Source organism: Enterobacter sp. DSM 30060 (assembly GCF_013375955.1).
Classification (GTDB): domain Bacteria; phylum Pseudomonadota; class Gammaproteobacteria; order Enterobacterales; family Enterobacteriaceae; genus Enterobacter; species Enterobacter intestinihominis.
This window is the reverse complement of record NZ_CP056118.1, coordinates 852,308-870,172: the sequence shown is the minus strand read 5'-3', so window position 1 is coordinate 870,172 and position 17,865 is coordinate 852,308. Positions and strand designations below refer to the sequence as shown.

Genomic DNA, 17,865 nt, shown 5'->3' with positions numbered 1-17,865 from the left:
GGTCCGTTTCAGCAGAGGCGGCCGTGGAGGTGATACGAGATAATGAACCCTTGTTTTCCGCTCATTCAGCGCAGTCGTTCTGGCGCGCATTTGATTCCCACCCGCACTTCTGGTCTAAACACCTGCCGATGTTATACCCATCTCGGTGCTTCTCAGGATTCCAGAGCCGGTCACGCTTTGTGAAAACTGAACAAGGGCGCTCTTGTTAATACAGGAGTTTTCTCGTGGTTTCGCCGAACCTTGTCATACAGAGTTCGGATACGTGTTTTACAATGATATGAATAAGAAACCGGTCGCACGGTCTGGATTTCAGCATACTCTGCTGGGAAATGGAGCCGTTAATGGGTTGTTATCGCCGTATAACGCTGCGATAGTAGTCAACTGTTTTACACTTAATACAAAGAGTTGAGGTTCGCTATGTCTGACGACATGTCTTCGCTTTCGCCTTCGTCAGCAGGCGAACAGGGTGTACTACGTTCTATGCAGGAGGTTGCGATGAGCTCCCAGGAAGCCAGCAAGATGCTGCGCACTTACAATATTGCCTGGTGGGGCAATAACTACTACGACGTTAACGAGCTGGGCCACATCAGTGTCTGCCCGGATCCGGACGTCCCGGAAGCGCGCGTGGATCTCGCTAAGCTGGTGAAAGCCCGTGAAGCCCAGGGTCAGCGCTTGCCTGCACTGTTCTGCTTCCCGCAGATCCTGCAACATCGCCTGCGTTCTATTAACGCCGCGTTCAAACGCGCGCGGGAATCGTATGGTTATAACGGCGACTATTTCCTCGTTTACCCGATCAAGGTAAACCAGCACCGTCGCGTGATTGAGTCCCTGATCCACTCCGGCGAACCGCTGGGCCTGGAAGCTGGCTCCAAAGCGGAGCTGATGGCGGTTCTGGCGCACGCGGGCATGACCCGGTCGGTGATCGTCTGTAACGGCTATAAAGACCGCGAATACATTCGTCTGGCGCTGATTGGCGAGAAGATGGGCCACAAGGTCTATCTGGTGATCGAGAAGATGACCGAAATCGCGATCGTGCTGGAAGAGGCCGAGCGTCTGAACGTGATCCCACGCCTTGGCGTGCGTGCGCGACTGGCGTCGCAGGGTTCCGGTAAATGGCAGTCTTCCGGCGGTGAAAAATCCAAGTTCGGCCTCGCGGCGAACCAGGTGCTTCAGCTGGTGGAAATTCTGCGCGAGCGCGGTCGTCTGGACAGCATTCAGCTGCTGCACTTCCACCTTGGCTCGCAGATGGCCAACATTCGCGACATTGCCACCGGCGTGCGTGAATCGGCACGTTTCTACGTTGAGCTGCACAAGCTTGGCGTAAATATTCAGTGCTTTGACGTGGGCGGTGGCCTGGGCGTGGATTACGAAGGGACACGCTCGCAGTCTGACTGCTCGGTCAACTACGGCCTGAACGAATACGCCAACAACATTATCTGGGCGATTGGCGATGCCTGCGAAGAGCACGGCCTGCCGCACCCGACGGTGATCACCGAATCCGGCCGCGCGGTCACTGCGCACCATACGGTGCTGGTCTCTAACATCATCGGCGTTGAGCGCAGCGAAATCACTGAAGCCACGCCTCCGGCAGACGATGCCCCACGTTCCCTGCAAAGCATGTGGGAAACCTGGCAGGAGATGCACGAGCCGGGCACGCGTCGTTCTCTGCGCGAATGGCTGCACGACAGCCAGATGGATCTGCACGACATTCACGTCGGTTATTCTTCAGGCACCTTTAGCCTGCAGGAACGCGCGTGGGCGGAGCAGCTCTATCTGAACATGTGCCATGAAGTGCAGAAGCAGCTCGATCCGAGCAACCGCGCACACCGTCCGATTATCGACGAGTTGCAGGAACGTATGGCGGACAAAATGTACGTCAACTTCTCCCTGTTCCAGTCGATGCCGGATGCCTGGGGTATCGACCAGCTGTTCCCGGTTCTGCCGCTGGAAGGGTTGAATCATGCGCCGGAACGCCGCGCGGTGCTGCTGGACATTACCTGTGACTCCGACGGCGCGATTGACCACTACGTCGACGGTGACGGTATCGCTACGACCATGCCAATGCCGGAGTACGATCCGGAGAACCCGCCAATGCTGGGCTTCTTTATGGTGGGTGCGTATCAGGAGATCCTCGGCAACATGCACAACCTGTTCGGTGATACCGAAGCGGTTGACGTGTTTGTCTTCCCTGACGGCAGCGTGGAGGTTGAGCTGTCCGACGAAGGAGACACCGTGGCGGATATGCTCGAATACGTTCAGCTGGATCCGAAAAAACTGCTCACCCAGTTCCGCGATCAGGTCAAAAACACCGGTCTGGACGATGCCTTGCAGCAGCAGTTCCTGGAAGAGTTTGAAGCGGGTCTGTACGGGTACACCTACCTGGAAGATGAGTAGGTAAACTCCCTCTCCCCGTGGGAGAGGGGCGGGGTGAGGGCAACAGACCGCACAATGCCCTATACTCACTTGAACCCGTATGAATTAACGGCGATAATTCGCCCCACTATGCGATTTACGAATCAATCCCTTCCTCGTCGGGTTTAACGACGCGGAGGGGATTTTTTTTCATCTGTTTTTAATGTATCGACTTTATAAGAGGTCAGGACATGAGCACTTTAGGTCATCAGTACGATAATTCTCTGGTATCTAACGCGTTTGGTTTTTTACGCTTTCCGATGAACTTCCAGCCTTACGACAGCGATGCTGACTGGGTGATCACCGGCGTACCGTTCGACATGGCAACGTCCGGTCGTGCGGGTGGACGTCATGGCCCGGCGGCAATTCGTCAGGTTTCCACCAACCTGGCCTGGGAGCACAACCGCTTCCCGTGGAACTTCGACATGCGCGAGCGCCTGAACGTGGTGGACTGCGGTGATCTGGTGTACGCCTTCGGTGACGCGCGCGAAATGAGCGAAAAATTGCAGGCGCACGCCGAGAAGCTGCTGGCGGCCGGTAAACGCATGCTCTCCTTCGGCGGTGACCACTTCGTGACACTGCCGCTGCTGCGCGCCCACGCGAAGCACTTCGGTAAAATGGCGCTGGTGCACTTTGACGCGCATACCGACACCTACGCGAACGGCTGCGAATTCGACCACGGCACCATGTTCTACACCGCGCCGAAAGAAGGCCTGATCGATCCGAACCACTCCGTGCAGATCGGCATCCGCACCGAGTTCGACAAAGACAACGGCTTCACCGTACTCGACGCGGGCCAGGTGAACGATCGCGGCGTGGACGATATTCTGGCTCAGGTCAAGCAGATCGTCGGCGATATGCCTGTCTACCTGACCTTCGACATTGACTGCCTGGATCCGGCATTCGCACCGGGTACCGGTACGCCGGTGATCGGCGGCCTGACGTCAGACCGCGCCATCAAGCTGGTGCGCGGCCTGAAGGATCTGAACATTGTCGGGATGGACGTGGTGGAAGTGGCTCCGGCCTATGACCAGTCCGAGATCACCGCGCTGGCCGCGGCGACCCTGGCGCTGGAAATGCTCTACATCCAGGCGGCGAAAAAAGGCGAATAAGCCTTACGCGCTGATTGCTGCTGCGCGGCGCATGCGCAGCAGCAACATTCCCCAGGCCAGCGTGAAGGTGTGGACAAACCCCGGTTATTTCGCGGGCGATGACCATTCCCGTCAGCGAGCCTAACAAAGGCGAAACCGCGCAGACCGCGGCCCAAATCGCAATGCTGCTTAATAATCCCTGCCGATAATGAAGTTTGCTTTCAATAACCGGCGTTAATAATAGAGCGGAAAAACCATAACCCAGAAGAAAGCAGGTCATGAGTAGACCCTGTAACATTCTGTTTTCATTTAACTGAAAATGTTCGGCAAATTCCGGGTTTAAAATCATTACCGAGATATTTACCCGATCGACGTACGAAATAATAATGAGTAATAAAAGCGCAATCGTGCCTTGCCATCTTGCCGTCATCATGTCCGCCTTACGTTTTTTGTAACTTATATTTTTCATCAATGTGATTGTCACGGAGCTAAAATGATTCACCTATGAAACTCATTGTTTATTAAAGATAAATTAAAAATCAGTTTCACCGGTGAAACGCGAAAGAGGTGACGTTAATTTATTTTTAAAGAGTAAAAAGAAAGGAAGTCAATATCTTTTATTCAAAATAAGAGACCATTAAAAAAACGTATTTCTCACGCTGTAATAATGAAAATTTCATATCGCTGCATTTTTTCGTGATCCCTTGCACACTTAGTTAATTAATTGCCGATCGATTAACAAATTCGTCACATTGTCGCTTGACGAAACATTCATCGCTTTTATATTGACCGTATTAAATAAGAAACAGAGTTTCATATATGAAACAAAAGCCTGGAGGATCGTGATGAGCTGGATAGGCGTATGTGACGCAGAACAAGTACAGGAAGATTTCCCTTTTAGCGGCAACGTCGACGGGAAAGAGATCGGCGTTTACCTGATCGACGGTGAATATTACGCGCTGGAAGACGTATGCCCCCACGCCTATGCCCTGCTGAGTCAGGGCTTCGTAGAAGACGGCAAGGTGGAATGCCCGCTGCACGAGGCGGTGTTCGACGTCAAAACCGGCCAATGTCTGCACGGCCCCGGAGGACGCAACCTCAACCGTTACCCGGTTCGGGTCTTTGAAAACCAGATTCAGATTACCTTTGTTGAGGAGACCGTGGCATGAGCGACACGCTGAACTACAACCCGGCGCTGCCGGAAAGCCGCCAGTTTACCCCGCCGGCAGAGGGCGGTAATGGCGCCATTTACAAACCGGGCGAGTACCAGAACCTGATCTGGCAGACCCGCAGCCGCGAGCCGGAAAGCTGGGAGGTGAAGCTGATTGCGACGCTGGAAGAGCTCTTCGAACAGGGCGTTGAAACCCTGCCGGAGCTGGTAAACGGGCTGAACGCGGTGCGCATGCACGACCAGCAGGGTGAGCCGTGGAGCGACGCCAGCTTCCAGGCATTCTTACAGGTTAACGGCTACTGAGGGCAACGCGATGACGACGACCGTACAACACTATCTGGATAAAGGCCTGCGCGGCCTCTGGTATCCGGTGCTGGCGAGCTGGGAAGTGCAGTCTGCTCCTGTGGGTATCACCCGCCTGGGCGAGCAGATTGTGGTCTGGCGCAACAAAGACGGCCAGGTGCAGGCGCTGGAGGACCGCTGTCCGCACCGCGGCGCGCGCCTGTCGATGGGCTGGAACCTCGGCGACCGCATCGCCTGCTGGTATCACGGCGTAGAGGTGGCGGGCAACGGCGAGGTGAAAGACGTGCCCGCTGTGGATAAATGTCCGCTGGTCGGCCAGCAGTGCGTGCGCAGCTATAACGTGCAGGAGGCGCACGGCGCCATCTTCCTCTGGTTTGGCGTCACCGCGGATCAGCAGCCGGACGAACTGACCTTCCCGGATGAACTCGCCGACACGGACAGCTTCAGCAACTTCCTCTGCACCGCCGCGTGGAAATGCAATTACCAGTACGCGCTGGAAAACGTGATGGACCCGATGCACGGCACCTATCTGCACTCCTCCTCGCACTCGATGGCGGAAGGGGATCGCAAGGCCGACATGGTGCTCCAGCCGACCAAAACCGGCTTTATCTTTGAGAAGAAAGGGCAGAGCGGCGTCAACTTCGACTGGGTGGAGCTGGGCAACAGCGGCACCTGCTGGATGCGTCTCTCCATTCCGTACAAGAAGCGTTTCGGGCCGGGCGGCCACTTCTTTATCGTCGGTATGGTGGTGCCGGAAGATAACGACAACTGCCGCGTCTTCTTCTGGCGCATTCGCCGGGTGCAGGGCTGGCAGCGCGATATGTGGCGCTTCATGTACCGCAACCGTCTGGAAAAACTGCACTGGGAAGTGCTGGAGCAGGACCGCGTGGTGCTGGAGAGCCTGGCGCCAAACGCCCGCGATCATGAATACCTGTATCAGCACGACGTTGGCCTCTCGCGCCTGCGTCGCATGATGCAAAAGGCCGCCAAAGAGCAGCTGGCGATGCGTGAAGCACAGCAGGGGGCCGCCTGATGAACGGGCTGCTGAGCGGTAAGCGCATCGTCATAACCGGCGCCGCGCGCGGGCTGGGCTACCACTTTTCCCAGGCCTGCGCGGAGCAGGGCGCGGCGGTGGTGATGTGCGACATCCTGAAGGGCGAACTGGCCGAGAGCGCCCACCGGCTGCGTGAGCAGGGATATGCGATCGAATCGCACGTTATCGATCTGGCCGATCCGCAGTCCATTGAGCAGGTGTTCAGCGCGATTGGCGAGCAGGGGCAGATTGACGGTCTGGTGAACAACGCGGCGATGGCGACGGGCGTCGGCGGCAAAAATATGCTCGATTACGATCCGGATCTCTGGGATCGGGTGATGAGCGTCAACGTCAAAGGCACCTGGCTGGTGACGCGCGCCGCGGTGCCGCTGCTGCGCGAGGGGGCGGGCATCGTGAACGTCGCGTCCGACACCGCGCTGTGGGGCGCGCCGCGCCTGATGGCCTACGTCGCCAGCAAGGGCGCCGTGATTGCCATGACTCGCTCAATGGCGCGCGAACTGGGTGAAAAGCGTATACGCATTAACGCCATCGCGCCGGGGCTAACCCGCGTCGAGGCGACGGAATATGTCCCCGCCGAACGGCATCAACTCTACGAAAACGGCCGCGCGTTAACCGGGGCACAGCAGCCGGAAGACGTCACCGGCAGCGTGGTCTGGCTGTTAAGCGATCTGTCGCGGTTCATCACCGGACAGCTGATCCCGGTCAACGGCGGTTTTGTCTTTAACTAAGGTAGGGCGATGATGGCAAACGATCAGGAAGTGAAGTATCTGGTGCCGGGGCTGGAGCGCGGTTTACAGCTGCTGTTGGCCTTTGGCGAGCAGCATCGCGATCTGACCTTTGCCGAACTGCATCGGCTGGTGGATATGCCGAAGGCCACCGCCTATCGCGTGGTACAGACGCTGGAGTACATGGGATTTCTGGAGCGCAACACGCGCACCAATACCTTTTCGCTGGGCATGAACGTGCTGCGTCTTGGCTTTGAGTACATCGCCTCGCTGGACGTGGCGCAGGTCGGCCAGCCGGTGATCGAGCAATTGCGCGACGTGAGCCAGTGCAGCAGCCATCTGGCGATCCGCGACGGGCGCGACATTATCTACATTGCCCGCGTCAGCGCCGCCGGGTCGCGTATCAACCAGGTCAGCATTGGTACCCGTCTGCCGGTGCACTGCACCTCGCTGGGCCGCATGCTGTTGACCGATATTTCCCGCGCTGATTTCGAACAGCTGTTCCCGCATGAGCGTCTGCCGGGCAACACGCCGGGGCAGCTTCACGACCGTGAAGCCCTGTGGCAGATGGTGCAGCAGGACAAAGCCCGTGGGTATGTCATCGGCGAATCCTTCTTCCGCCACGGCATCTCTTCCATCGTCTACCCGGTGTATGACCGAAGCGGCCGCGTGGCGGCGGTGGTCAGCATTCTGGTGCCGTCGGAGGAGATCCCACAGAGCGACCGCGAGCGCCTGCAAAACGAGGTTCGCCTCGCGGCGGATAAAATTTCTGGCTTCTTAGGGTATCTGTCACAGGCCAGTTAAATCAGTGAGTTAACCTCAGGCGCTTGACTGCGTCGGGCATGTTTTACGCCCAATCTGGGCCAGATGAGGCAATGAACGATGAGTATAACCGGAATTGAAAAGCTGGAATTTGGTGTGGAAGACCTGACGCACTGCGCCAAATTTATGCGTGATTTTGGCCTGACGGGCGATGCCAGCGGCCAGCGTTTCACCACCCTGAGCGGCGCGCGCGTGGAGCTTAACCCGATCGACAGCCCCGACCTGCCGCCCGCGTTTGAAGCGGGCAACACCCTGCGCCGCATGACCTGGGCGGTTGCCAGCCAGTCTGAGCTGGATGCGCTGCGCCCGAAGCTGGCGCAACAGCCAGGTTTTCGTGAAGTGGGCGACGCGCTGGAATGCCTGGATCCGAACGGCATGACGCTGCGCGTGCAGGTGACCCAGCAGACCGACGTGGAGCTTAACGTCGAGCCAATAAACCAGTGGGGCGACGCCCGCCGTATCGACACACCCAGCCCGGTTTACGATCGCGCCCAGCCGATCAACGTGGGGCATGTGGTGTTCTTCGTGGAAGAGCTGGCGGCAGTAGAGAAATTCTACCGCGAGGTGCTCGGCTTCCAGGTCTCGGATCGCTATATCAACCGCGCCGTGTTCCTGCGCTGCGGGGCACGTGGCGGCCATCACAACCTGTTCTTGCTGCAACTGCCGAACCGCAAGCGCGGCCTTAACCATGTGGCTTTCACCGTGCGCGACATCCACGAGGTGATCGGCGGCGGTATCGCGATGAATAAACATGACTGGAGCACTTTTATCGGGCCGGGCCGTCATCCGGTGTCGTCGGCGTACTTCTGGTACGTCAACAGCCCGACCGGCGGCGCGTTTGAGTATTACACCAACGACGACTACCTGACCGAAAACTGGCAGCCGCGCGAGCTGGAGCACTCCCTGGTCTCCTTTACCGAATGGGCGGTGGAGGGCGGGATTGACCACGACACGCGCCGTCAGCAGAAAAAGCCGGAGGCGGTATGACATCGCGCATTGTCATTATCGGCGGCGGCCAGGCGGGCGGCTGGGCGGCGAAAACCCTGCGTGACGAGGGCTTCGACGGCGAGATTTGCGTGGTAGCGGAAGAGGAATGGGATTTCTACGAGCGGCCGCCGCTGTCAAAAGCGTCTCTGCTGGAGCCGGACTCCGCGCTTCCGCGGCTGTTTAGCGAAGAAGCACAGCAGGCGCTGAACCTGATCTGGTACCGCCCGCTGCGTGCTGAATCAGTCGATCGTGAAGAGAAAATCGTGCGTTTAAGCAACGGCGAACGTCTTAGTTACAACATCCTTTTAATCGCTACCGGCGGTCGGGCGCGCCTGCCTTCGCAGGCGTGGGCCAGCCATCCGCAGGTTTATACCCTGCGCCACTGGCAGGACGCGCAGCGCCTGAAAAGTCGCCTGGCGGAAAGTCACAAACTGGCGATCGTCGGCGGCGGCTGGATTGGCCTTGAGATTGCCGCTTCCGCGCGGAAAAGCGGCATGGCGGTCACCCTGTTCGAGCAGCAGCCTGCGCTGTGCATGCGCTCGGTGAGCGGCGAGGTGTCGCAGCGCCTGGAGGCCCTTCACCGCGAGCAGGGCGTGGATATCCGTACCGGCTGCGGCGCGCTGGAGCTGGAGGACGACGGCGGACTGCCGGTCATCCACTGCGACGGCAACCGTGAAACCTTTGATACGGTCGTGGTCGGGATCGGCGTCGATCTCAATCTGGAGCTGGCGCTTGATGCGGGGCTGAAAACCGGGCGCGGGATCGTGGTGGATGCCCAGGGACGCACCTCGGATCCATTCATCTTTGCCGCAGGAGATGTCGCCCAGCACCATCACTACGGCCTGTGCATCCAGTCCTGGGCCTTCGCCCAGAATCAGGCGGTGGCGACGGCGAAAGCGATGCTCAACCCCGATGCGCCAGGTTATGACGACGCGCCGTGGCTGTGGTCGGATCAATATCAGCACAATATTCAGATCCTCGGTATTCCGCAGCCGGAGAGTAAAACGATAGTGCGTGAAGATGCGCTGTTCTTCTCGCTGGATGAAAACGGGCGGCTGACGCAGCTGGTGGCGTTCAACGATGCGCGCACCGTCAAGCTGGCGAAGCGCTGGATGGCGGCGGGGCGGGATCTGTCGAACGTACCGCTTGCCGACCCGACATTTTCACTGATGTCACTGCGATAGCTAACCCGCACCCGTAGGGGGAGAGATGACCACACTAGAGACGAACACCGCGCCGGTTGAGGCGAGCGGTGAGGGGACCCGCACGCCCGAAAAAGCGGTGCGCTGGGCCATCCCGCTGTCGCTGCTGGCCTGCGTGCTGCTGGCGTTTTTCGACAAAATCAGCATCGCGGCGCTCTTTTCGGATACCCATTTCCAGCAGGCGATGGGCATTGATTTCGACACCACGCGCCTCGGCATATTGATGAGCGCCTTCCTGCTGAGCTACGGCTTTTCGTCGGTATTTTTGAGCGGTTTAGGCGACAAAATCGCGCCGCTGCGCCTGCTCACCGGGATGATGGTTGTGTGGTGCGTGCTGATGGTGGCGATGGGCTTTACCCATAACTACACGCTGATGATCGTCCTGCGCATCCTGCTGGGCGTGGCGGAAGGGCCGCTGTTCCCGCTGGCTTTCGCCATCGTGCGCCACAACTTCCCGCAGCATCTGCAGGCGCGCGCCACCATGCTGTGGCTGCTGGGCACACCGGTAGGGGCGGCAATTGGCTTCCCGCTCTCCCTCTGGCTGCTGAACACCTTCGGCTGGCAGAGCACCTTCTTTGTCATGGCCATGCTGACCGTGCCGGTGCTTATCTTTGTGCGCATCGGCCTGCGCGGGATCCGTCTGGAGGCTAAACCCGGCACTTCGCAGGCGTCACAGGACGAGCGGCGTGCCGCGCGGCGCGAGCTGTTCGTCAGCCCGCACTTCTGGATCATCTGCATCTTTAACATCGCGTTCCTGACCTACCTGTGGGGCATCAACGGCTGGCTGCCGGGCTACCTGATCAAAGGCAAAGGCATTCACCTTGAGCATGCAGGCTGGCTGTCGTCGATGCCGTTCATCGCCATGCTGGCGGGGGAAGTGATTGGCGCGTGGCTCTCGGACAGGGTCGATAAGCGCGCGGCGGCCTGCTTTATCTCGATGGCGGGGGCGGCGGTGGGGCTGGCGGCGGTAATGCACCTCGATACCCCGCTCGCCGTCATCGCGGCGATGAGCTTCAGCACCTTTATGTGGGGCACCGGCGCGCCCAACATTTTCGCCCTGCTGGCGAAGGCCACCCATCCCCGGGTGAGCGCCACGGCGGGCGGCATTTTCAACGGGCTGGGAAACTTTGCAGGCGCGCTGTCGCCGGCGGTGATGGGCGCGCTTATCGCCTTCACCCACAGCATGGATTCCGGGCTGATTTTTCTGGCGGTGATGGCGGCGGTGGGCTGCGTCCTGTTACTGCCGCTGCTGAGACGTTACTGAGGAGAGTGTCATGACTGATTCAACCGTAACCCACAAAACGGGCATCAAACCTGACCATCTGACGATGGAGGAGTGGGTCGAGTCGCGCATCGCGCGCTTCGAAGGCCGTAAATACGACTGGAACGCGCTGAAGTTCCAGGCCGATTTTGACCCAAAATACCGCCGGGCGCAGATGCGCTACATCGGCACCGGCGCAACCGGCGTGGCGAACGACACCAACACCGTGCAGGCGGACCATTTCACCTTCTCCACCATGGTACTGCCGTCGAAGTGCGAAGGGCCGCTGCACCTGCACGACGACGTGGAAGAGGTGTTCTTCATGCTCAAGGGGCAGATCACGCTGATGATCCAGGACGGCGACAACTACACCGAAACCGTGCTGCGCGAGCGTGACCTGATCTCCGTCCCGCCGGGCATCTATCGCGGCCTGTTTAACCACGGGGAAGAAGAGGCGCTGATGTGCGTCATGCTGGGGACCAACAAGCCGGAAATCCCGACCTATCCGTCCGACCATCCGCTCTCGAAAGTGAAGCGGAACTAAGGGGGCACCATGACGGGTTTTCGTGAACAGGGAAGCGGCATTCCGCTGATGCTGCTACACGGGATCAGCTCTGGCGCTGCGTCCTGGCACAAGCAGATGGCGCTGAACGGTTTTCGCGTGCTGGCGTGGGACATGCCCGGTTATGGCGAAAGCCCGATGCTGGCCGTCGCGCGGGCAAACGCGGGGGATTACGCCGACGTGCTGGCGGCGATGCTGGATCGCGCCGGTGTCTGGCAGGCGGTGCTGGTGGGCCATTCCCTGGGGGCACTGGTCGCAAGTGCCTTTGCGGCGAAGTTCCCGGATCGCGTCATTCATCTTGTACTGGCCGACGCTGCGCAGGGCTACGGCAATGCCGCGCCGGAGCAGCGGGAGCAGGTCTGGCGCAACCGCGAGCAGCAGATGGCGTTGGGCGGCGAAATCCTCGCCCAGACCCGTGCCGCGAAACTGCTGCGCCCCGGCGCGCGCGCGGAAGATATCGCCACCGTCGCGGCGGGCATGCGCACGCTGCGCCCGGAAGGCTACCTTGCCGCCGCGTGGATGCTGGCGCATGACGACATTCACGGCTGGCTTAAACGATACTCCGGCACGTTTGAAATCTGGTGCGGCGAGCAGGACGCGATAACGCAGCCCGAACTGGTGCAGGGGCTGGCGCTGCGCTACGGCATGCCGTTTACCGCCATTCCGCAGGCCGGGCACGCCAGCTATCTCGATAACGACGTGTTTTTCAACCAACAGCTTTTACGCATTAACGAAGAGGTGCGCGATGAATGCACAAATTGACGGGCGCGTAGCGGTAGTCACCGGCGGTTCTTCTGGCATTGGCTTTGAAACGCTGCGCCTGCTGCTGGGGGAAGGGGCGAAAGTCGCCTTCTGCGGCCGTGACCCGGACCGGCTCGCCAGCGCCCATGCGACGCTGCAAAACGAATTCCCCCACGGGGAGATTTTTTCTTACCGCTGCGACGTGCTGAACGCCGACGAGGTTCAGGCCTTTGCGGATGCGGTGCAGGCGCGCTTTGGCGCGGCTGATCTGCTGATCAACAACGCCGGGCAGGGCTACGTGGCGCACTTCCATGACACCCCGCGCGAGGCGTGGCTGCACGAGGCAGAGCTGAAGCTGTTTGGCGTCATCAATCCGGTGCAGGCGTTTCAGCCGCTGCTGGAGCAGTCAGACATTGCCTCTGTTACCTGCGTCAACTCCCTGCTGGCGCTACAGCCGGAGGAGCACATGATCGCTACCTCCGCTGCTCGTGCCGCGCTGCTGAACATGACGCTGACGCTCTCGAAAGAGCTGGTGGGTAAAGGCATTCGCGTCAATTCCATTTTGCTCGGCATGGTGGAGTCCGGCCAGTGGCAGCGCCGCTTTGAAAACCGGGCGGACAAAAGCCAGAGCTGGCCGGAGTGGACGGCGGATATCGCGCGCAAGCGCGGCATTCCAATGGCGCGCCTCGGCAAGCCGCAGGAGCCCGCGCAGGCGCTGCTGTTCCTCGCCTCGCCGCTGGCCTCGTTTACCACCGGCGCCGCGCTGGACGTTTCCGGCGGCTTCTGTCGCCATCTGTAAGGACGCATCATGAAAAAGGTAATGTTGATTGGTTTTGGTGCCATGGCGCAGGCGGTGATTGAGCGCCTGCCCGCCGGTGTGGCTATCGGCTGGATCGTGGCGCGCGCGTCTCACCATGCCGCCATTCACGACCAGTTTGGCGATGCGGTCGAGGCGCTGACGTCGCCAATGGCGTGCGCGCAAACGCCGGATCTGGTGCTGGAATGCGCCAGCCAGCAGGCGGTGGCCCAGTACGGGGAAGAGATCCTGCGTCGCGGCTGGCATCTGGCCGTCATTTCCACCGGCGCGCTGGCGGACAGCGCGCTGGAGCAGCGTCTGCTCGCCGCGGGCGGAAAACTGACTCTGCTTTCCGGTGCAGTGGCCGGTATCGACGGGCTGGCGGCAGCGAAAGAGGGTGGGCTTGAACGCGTCACCTATCAGTCGCGCAAAAGCCCGGCCAGCTGGCGCGGCAGCTATGCCGAGCAGCTTATCGATCTGAATTCAGTGGCTGAGGCAAAGGTCTTTTTTGAAGGCAGCGCTCGCGAGGCGGCGCGGCTGTTCCCGGCGAACGCCAACGTAGCGGCGACCGTGGCGCTCGGCGGCGTCGGGATGGATGACACCCGCGTGCAGCTGATGGTTGACCCGGCAACGAAACGTAACACCCACACGCTGCACGTCGAAGGGCTGTTTGGCGAATTCCATCTGGAGCTGAGCGGGCTGCCGCTGGCGTCTAACCCTAAAACCTCCACCCTGGCGGCACTGAGCGCGGTGCGCGCCTGCCGCGAGCTGGCCCTGAGCTGAGGAGTGACGATGGACGATCTGAAGATTTTTATCGGCGGCCAGTGGCGACACGGCGGAGGTAACCCGATGCAGAGCCACTTCCCGGCAGACGGGTCGATCAACGCGACGCTGAACGCCGCCAGTCTGGATGACCTGGAGGAGGCGGTAGACGCCGGAGAGCGCGCCTGGCGCGATCCCGCCTGGCGTAACAGCCTGCCGCACGTGCGGGCGAAGATCCTGCACAAGGTGGCGGATCTTATTAAATCCCGTGTGGATGAACTGGCGCAGATGCAGAGCCGGGATAACGGCAAGCCGCTGGCGGAAGCGTGCGGGCTGGTGATGAGCGCGGCGGGAACGGCGCGCTACTTTGCCGCCGCCTGCGAGCTGCTGGAGGGTGAACTTCCGACACCGCGCCAGCCGGATCTGCTGACGCTGAGCCGCTACGAGCCCCTTGGCGTGGTGGCGGCCATCACGCCGTGGAACTCGCCGATTGCCAGCGAAATGCAGAAGGTCGCACCGGCGATTGCCGCCGGGAACGCGGTGATCCTCAAGCCCGCCGAAGCCACGCCGCTGATGGCGCTGGAGCTGGCGCGGATTTTTGAACAGGCCGGGCTGCCCGCCGGGCTGCTGAGCGTGCTGCCGGGCAAAGGCTCGGTGATTGGCGATGCGCTGGCGCGTCATCCTCGCGTGCGCAAAATTTCCTTTACCGGCGGAACCACTACGGGCCGTCATCTGGCGCACGTGGCGGCGGAAAAACTGATCCCGGCCTCGCTGGAGCTGGGCGGCAAATCGCCGACCATCGTGCTGGAGGATGCCGATATCGAACAGGCGGCGCGCGGGATCTGCTACGGCATTTTCAGCTCGGCGGGGCAGGCGTGCATCGCCGGATCGCGGCTGTTTATCCACGAGAGTATTTACGCCCCGCTGATGGCGAGGCTGCTGGAATTAACTCGCGGGCTGCGCGTCGGGCATCCGTTTACCGACGGCGTGCATGTCGGACCGCTGATCGGCGAGAAACATCGCCAGAGCGTGATCGAGTACGTCGAACTTGCGAAGCGGGAAGGGGGCCGCGTGCTGTGCGGCGGCGAGATCCCCGCCGATCCCGCTCTGGCAAACGGCAGCTTCTTCCAGCCAACCATTATCGAAGGGCTACACAACAGCGCCCGCGCCTGTCAGGAAGAGATCTTCGGCCCGGTGCTGGTGGCGATGCCGTTTCGCGATGAAGCGGCGCTTATTCGCGAGGCGAACGACTCGGTTTACGGCCTGGCGGCGGGGATCTGGACGCGCGATACCGGGCGCGCCCTGCGTCTCAGCGAGCAGCTGGAGGCAGGCACGGTGTGGATCAACACCTACAAAGTTTTTGCGATTTCGACCCCGTTCGGGGGCTTTAAAGAGAGCGGTCTGGGCCGCGAGAAGGGTATCCAGGGGCTGAAAGCCTGGATGCAACAAAAGAGCATTTATCTGGCGACGGGTAACAGCGTCAACCACTGGTGCGACTGAGAAAGGGTGAGCAATGAGCGAAATGATAACCGTCGGCGACGCCATCGCCAGAACGCTGGAGCAGTATCAGGTTGAGGCCATCTACGGCGTCATCTCCATTCACAACCTGCCGATAGCGGATGCGGTTGGGCAGCGGGGCAATATCCGCTTTGTACCCGCGCGCGGTGAAGCCGGTTCCGTCACCATGGCCGATGCTCACGGGCGCTTTTCCGGCCTCGGCGTGGCGCTGACCAGCACCGGCGCGGGGGCCGGGAACGCGGTAGGCGCGCTGGTGGAAGCGATGAATGCCTGCACGCCGCTGCTGCATTTAACCGGGCAGGTAGAGAAAGCCTGGCTGGACGCCGACACCGGGTTTATCCATGAAACCCGCGATCAGCTGACCTTCCTGAAGGCCAGCTCAAAACGGGCGTACCGTATCAGCAATGCGAATCAGGCGATAGCCATTCTGCATAAAGCCATCCAGGACGCGCAGACCCCACCGTGCGGACCGGTCTCGGTGGAAATCCCGATTGATATTCAGGGCGCCAAAATTCCGCTGTCGCTGGTAACCGCCCCGGTAAAACCGGCATCGGTTCCAGCCGTGGATACCGGGATGGTTGACGCGCTGTGGGCGCAGCTCAAACAGGCGAAACAGCCGCTGCTGTGGCTGGGCGGCGGGGCGCTGGGAAGCGCTGAGGCGGTGAAAAAACTGGCGGATGCGGGCATCACCGTGATTTCCAGCACCCACGCGCGCGGCGTGCTGCCGGACGACCACCGCGCCAGCCTGCGGGCGTTCCACAACTCGCCGTCGGTGGAGGCGCTGATTGCGCAGTGTGATTTTACGCTGGTGGCCGGTTCACGTCTGCGCAGCAACGAAACCCGCTCCTGGACGCTTGAGCTGCCGTCCCCGCGCGTGCAGATTGATATCGACCCGGCGGCGGCCAGCCGTAACTACCTGATGGATAGCACGTTGATAGCAGATTGTTCAGCGCTGCTTGGCGCGCTGGCTAAAAAAGTGCAGGGCCGCGAGTGGGGCAACGCCCAGTGGGATATGCAGGTGCAGCAGGCGGTCGGGCAAGCTGAGCAGGGGCTGCGCGAGCAGTGCGGCGCCTATGCGAAGCTTAACGACGCCATAGAAAAAGCCCTGCCGAAAGACGGCCTGCTGGTGCGCGATATCACCGTGTCCGGCAGCCTGTGGGGTAGCCGTCTGTTCAGGGCTAACGGTCCGCTGCTGAACATCCACTCCCTCGCCGGGGCGATTGGTATGGGGCTGCCGATGGCCATCGGCACCGCGATTGCCAACCCGCAGCGTAAGGTGGTGGGACTGGTGGGCGACGGCGGCCTGAGCCTCAATTTAGGCGAGCTGGCGACGCTGGCGCAGGAGAAAGCCAACGTGACGCTGCTCATCATGAACGACGGGGGCTACGGCGTAATGCGCGGTATTCAGGATAAATATTTTGGCGGGCGTCAGTATTATAACGCGCTGCATACACCGGATTTTACCCTGCTGGCGCAGGCGATTGGCCTACAGGCCTGGAGCGTTGAGCGGGCTGAGGACTTTGATGCGGTGATAACGGAAGCGCTGGCGATGCCGGGGCCGTCGGTGGTGGAAGTGCGGATGGGGCAGATTGGCGCCCTGAAGTTTGCCGGGCCGCCACAGAAAACGCTGTACTGATTGAGCCTTGTTGCCCGGTAGCGCGGCGCGCACCGGGCCGAAGTTTTATTTAATTCCGTCTGCCGCCATGCGGTCACGGATATGCTGCGCGCGTTCAACGGAGGCCGGGTGATCGTCAAACATGGAGCTTTGACGGCCTTCCTCCAGTTTCGCCAGTTTTTCGAAGCTGGTGGCTAAACCCGATGGATTGATGCCGCGTTTGCGCAACAGATCGTAAGAGTAGTCATCCGCTTCCGACTCCTGACGTTGGGAGAACTGGGAGTTAACCAGTTTCTCACCCACGTCGCCCAGCTGCGACTGGGACAGGCTGCCGACAATGCCGCCCGCAGAGGCCGCCGCAGCACGCACGGCATTGGTGCCCAGCGCAACCTGCATCCCTTTCTTCACGTGACCGAGAGCAACGTGACCCATTTCATGGCCGATCACCGCTTCCACTTCGTTGTCGGTCATCATGTCCATCAGGCCGCTGTAAACGCGGATACAGCCGTTAGCCATCGCGAAGGCGTTGACGTCTTTCGCCATATACACCTTGTAGTTCACCGGCTGACCGTTAATGTTGTCGCCCAGCGCGGAAGCAATCTTGTTCAGACGCTGCGTGTAGGTGCTGTTTGCCGGGGCAAGCGTAGCTTTTCCATCCATATCCTTACAGGCCTCGTCGCTCAGCGCTTTCACCTGCGCATCGCTCAATGAGTAGGCCTGAAAAGCTTCTGCGCCTGAGGTCATCAGGCCGTTAGAATCCATATTCTGACAGCCGCTTAGCAGGAGCGTTGTTCCCACAGCCAGCCCAATTGCACGCATTTTCATGATGTTGCTTCCGTACTC

General features: G+C 60.4%; 18 protein-coding genes and 1 pseudogene. 17 read left to right on the top strand and 2 right to left on the bottom strand.

Annotated features, from left to right (window positions below; translation table 11 throughout):
• Positions 1-277 precede the first annotated feature (277 nt).
• From yqgB to speB, 3 genes are all read left to right on the top strand, one after another.
• The gene (gene yqgB, locus HWQ15_RS04100) at positions 278-409 is read left to right on the top strand and encodes an acid stress response protein YqgB (RefSeq protein ID WP_057979949.1); all 132 of its coding nucleotides are present in this window, start codon (positions 278-280) and stop codon (positions 407-409) included.
• An 8-nt stretch (positions 410-417) separates the two neighbouring features.
• Positions 418-2,394 carry a biosynthetic arginine decarboxylase gene (gene speA / locus HWQ15_RS04095; protein WP_022649348.1) on the top strand — a complete coding sequence of 659 codons (1,977 nt, stop codon included), beginning with the start codon at positions 418-420 and terminating at the stop codon, positions 2,392-2,394.
• Positions 2,395-2,603: 209 nt separating this feature from the next.
• Positions 2,604-3,524: an agmatinase gene (gene speB, locus HWQ15_RS04090; RefSeq protein WP_063148698.1), complete on the top strand. Its 921-nt coding sequence runs from the start codon at positions 2,604-2,606 to the stop codon at positions 3,522-3,524.
• A gap of 76 nt (positions 3,525-3,600) precedes the next feature.
• Here speB and HWQ15_RS04085 read toward each other — a convergent pair.
• Positions 3,601-3,933, bottom strand: a pseudogene (locus tag HWQ15_RS04085) (MFS transporter); the annotation flags it as partial.
• Between the two features lie 415 nt (positions 3,934-4,348).
• On the opposite strand from HWQ15_RS04085, the gene HWQ15_RS04080 reads away from it, so the two are divergent.
• From HWQ15_RS04080 to HWQ15_RS04015, 14 genes are all read left to right on the top strand, one after another.
• Positions 4,349-4,672, top strand: a complete 324-nt coding sequence (locus HWQ15_RS04080) for a non-heme iron oxygenase ferredoxin subunit (protein WP_003860044.1) — start codon at positions 4,349-4,351, stop codon at positions 4,670-4,672.
• Positions 4,669-4,977 carry a recombinase-like helix-turn-helix domain-containing protein gene (locus HWQ15_RS04075; protein WP_063148697.1) on the top strand — a complete coding sequence of 103 codons (309 nt, stop codon included), beginning with the start codon at positions 4,669-4,671 and terminating at the stop codon, positions 4,975-4,977. Before HWQ15_RS04080 ends, HWQ15_RS04075 begins: the two co-directional genes overlap by 4 nt.
• A gap of 10 nt (positions 4,978-4,987) precedes the next feature.
• Positions 4,988-6,010 (top strand): aromatic ring-hydroxylating dioxygenase subunit alpha, encoded by a 1,023-nt coding sequence (locus tag HWQ15_RS04070; protein WP_003860047.1) that lies wholly within the window; start codon positions 4,988-4,990, stop codon positions 6,008-6,010.
• The gene (locus HWQ15_RS04065; RefSeq protein WP_063148696.1) at positions 6,010-6,759 is read left to right on the top strand and encodes an SDR family oxidoreductase; all 750 of its coding nucleotides are present in this window, start codon (positions 6,010-6,012) and stop codon (positions 6,757-6,759) included. The genes HWQ15_RS04070 and HWQ15_RS04065 overlap by 1 nt, the downstream gene beginning before the upstream one ends.
• 12 nt (positions 6,760-6,771) lie before the next feature.
• A complete protein-coding gene (locus HWQ15_RS04060) occupies positions 6,772-7,560 on the top strand; it encodes an IclR family transcriptional regulator (protein ID WP_003860053.1) in 789 nt (262 codons plus the stop codon).
• A 78-nt stretch (positions 7,561-7,638) separates the two neighbouring features.
• A complete protein-coding gene (locus HWQ15_RS04055) occupies positions 7,639-8,565 on the top strand; it encodes a VOC family protein (protein ID WP_038416706.1) in 927 nt (308 codons plus the stop codon).
• Positions 8,562-9,749: an NAD(P)/FAD-dependent oxidoreductase gene (locus HWQ15_RS04050; RefSeq protein WP_063148695.1), complete on the top strand. Its 1,188-nt coding sequence runs from the start codon at positions 8,562-8,564 to the stop codon at positions 9,747-9,749. Before HWQ15_RS04055 ends, HWQ15_RS04050 begins: the two co-directional genes overlap by 4 nt.
• A 25-nt stretch (positions 9,750-9,774) precedes the next feature.
• Complete coding sequence (locus HWQ15_RS04045) at positions 9,775-11,031, top strand: MFS transporter (protein WP_063148694.1); 1,257 nt, start codon at positions 9,775-9,777, stop codon at positions 11,029-11,031.
• 10 nt (positions 11,032-11,041) lie between these two features.
• A complete protein-coding gene (locus tag HWQ15_RS04040; protein WP_022649339.1) occupies positions 11,042-11,572 on the top strand; it encodes a cupin domain-containing protein in 531 nt (176 codons plus the stop codon).
• Between the two features lie 9 nt (positions 11,573-11,581).
• Positions 11,582-12,352: an alpha/beta fold hydrolase gene (locus HWQ15_RS04035; RefSeq protein ID WP_176587380.1), complete on the top strand. Its 771-nt coding sequence runs from the start codon at positions 11,582-11,584 to the stop codon at positions 12,350-12,352.
• Positions 12,336-13,130, top strand: a complete 795-nt coding sequence (locus HWQ15_RS04030; protein ID WP_063148693.1) for an SDR family oxidoreductase — start codon at positions 12,336-12,338, stop codon at positions 13,128-13,130. The genes HWQ15_RS04035 and HWQ15_RS04030 overlap by 17 nt, the downstream gene beginning before the upstream one ends.
• A 9-nt stretch (positions 13,131-13,139) precedes the next feature.
• On the top strand, positions 13,140-13,910 hold the full coding sequence (locus HWQ15_RS04025; RefSeq protein ID WP_023306904.1) for an aspartate dehydrogenase: 771 nt from the start codon (positions 13,140-13,142) through the stop codon (positions 13,908-13,910).
• Positions 13,911-13,919: 9 nt separating this feature from the next.
• Entirely contained in the window at positions 13,920-15,389 is a 1,470-nt protein-coding gene (locus HWQ15_RS04020; protein ID WP_063148692.1) for an aldehyde dehydrogenase, read from the top strand.
• A gap of 13 nt (positions 15,390-15,402) precedes the next feature.
• Positions 15,403-17,043, top strand: a complete 1,641-nt coding sequence (locus HWQ15_RS04015) for a thiamine pyrophosphate-binding protein (RefSeq protein WP_063148691.1) — start codon at positions 15,403-15,405, stop codon at positions 17,041-17,043.
• A 45-nt stretch (positions 17,044-17,088) separates the two neighbouring features.
• Here HWQ15_RS04015 and HWQ15_RS04010 read toward each other — a convergent pair whose 3' ends face one another.
• Complete coding sequence (locus tag HWQ15_RS04010) at positions 17,089-17,847, bottom strand: M48 family metallopeptidase (protein ID WP_003860073.1); 759 nt, start codon at positions 17,845-17,847, stop codon at positions 17,089-17,091.
• Positions 17,848-17,865: the final 18 nt, after the last annotated feature.